At 49.3% G+C, this 1,367-nt stretch carries 1 protein-coding gene; it reads right to left on the bottom strand.

Translation table 11 applies throughout. The features are described 5' to 3' along the window. Window positions 1-207: 207 nt before the first annotated feature. Window positions 208-735, bottom strand: a complete 528-nt coding sequence (locus ALO64_RS19345; protein WP_002554845.1) for a hypothetical protein — start codon at window positions 733-735, stop codon at window positions 208-210. Between the last annotated feature and the right edge of the window lie 632 nt (window positions 736-1,367).

Genomic DNA, 1,367 nt, shown 5'->3' with positions numbered 1-1,367 from the left:
TGCTCGGAGCTTCCTTAGCCGGGTGCAGGCGATCATGTACCACCGCCTATGTACTCATTAAATCCGTTCTTACCGTTCATGGCGAAAAGCGCAGGTGTGCTTTTGGTTTTTTCCTACAGTAGCTGTCGAAGTTAAAAGCAGGGGGCCTGGTGCTTTCTGCGTGGCAGTCGAAACTTATGCACTCGGTACCTGTTTTAGAGTCTGGCCTCAGGGCGTGTCGCTATCGCGTTGCTGCCTGAACTCGAATCGATAGGCTTTGCCGATATTCCATACCTGGCGAAGGCTCAGGTCCAGTACCTGGGCAATCTCGGCTGCGGTATAGCCCAGCGCCGAGTAATGCATGGCGTGGCCGGCCACCACGTCGTCGATATCCGTAGTGTCATGACGGGCGTCCCTGCGGGTGGTGAGCATGGGCTGACTGACAGCGATCGTCACACCGTTTTCGGTGGCCAGTTGGCGAACGTCTTTTTTATTCATGCGTAATGAATATTGCAGCGCTGTGAAGCCTGCGCCCTTGGCGGCCAGGTATTTGAGTTGTTCAAGCTTGCCAGCGTGTTCAGGCCCGTCTGGCAGGGTTGGCGCTGTATCAGTTGAGGAAGGGTTTGATGCGCCTGCCACCTCTCCATCGGGTATGACTGCAATAATACCGCCTTTGGCAACAAAGTTTTCCACAGCGGTGATTAACTCAGAGGCGGTGGGTATTGATGAGCGCGTGCGCGCATATCTAGTATTCATGGTGTGTCCCTTTTTGAACATGGTTATACACAGAGCCCATTCAAAAGAGTTGCCAGGCACTCAGTGTTTGTCACGCAGCAGCTCGCCTGATGAGCCGTGTACGTAACACCTGAATTCAGCCGGTTCGCGTGATACACCGAGTTCGTGTAAACGCGCCGCTCATGAACTGCAAAGCTGTATTACCTAATGATAGGGTTTCATAGGGCTGCACATAGTTAATGGCAGTAAATAATAAAGTTTCTGTTAAAAAAGTAACGACTGGTAATAAAATTTGCAAGTGAAAAATGGCGTGCCTCCAGAATTGATGTGTCGTTCTTTATAAAGTCTTACGTGTTGTAATGTTGCGTCCGTGAATTTTGTAGTACGTTTCCTATTCTATTCCCTGTGTCTGGACCTGAAATAAAAAATGGTATTTGCTACTTGCCGAAAGAGCTACTTATGGTCTTGAATGATGTAGGGTTATGCTATGGTGTGTGTAAGATTTTGCGACAGTGCAAAGGTTGGTGGATTACCATTATTTAGCGTTTGTCGACAGTGGCCCAATATGGCAGGCCGCGTTTATGTTGTGCGCTTCTGTTGTAGGACTTTTCTTTCAGGCCTGTAGGGTGTGTCCTTAAGGATTCTCCGATCAA

Source organism: Pseudomonas meliae, from assembly GCF_001400515.1.
GTDB classification, from domain to species: Bacteria; Pseudomonadota; Gammaproteobacteria; order Pseudomonadales; family Pseudomonadaceae; genus Aquipseudomonas; species Aquipseudomonas amygdali.
Note: the sequence above shows the minus strand (reverse complement) of the source record. Positions and strands in the feature narration are given on the sequence as shown.

Bases quoted from the DNA above. Each gene is read 5' to 3' on its own strand.
- ALO64_RS19345 (WP_002554845.1), bottom strand. From the start codon at position 735: ATGAATACTAGATATGCGCGCACGCGCTCATCAATACCCACCGCCTCT.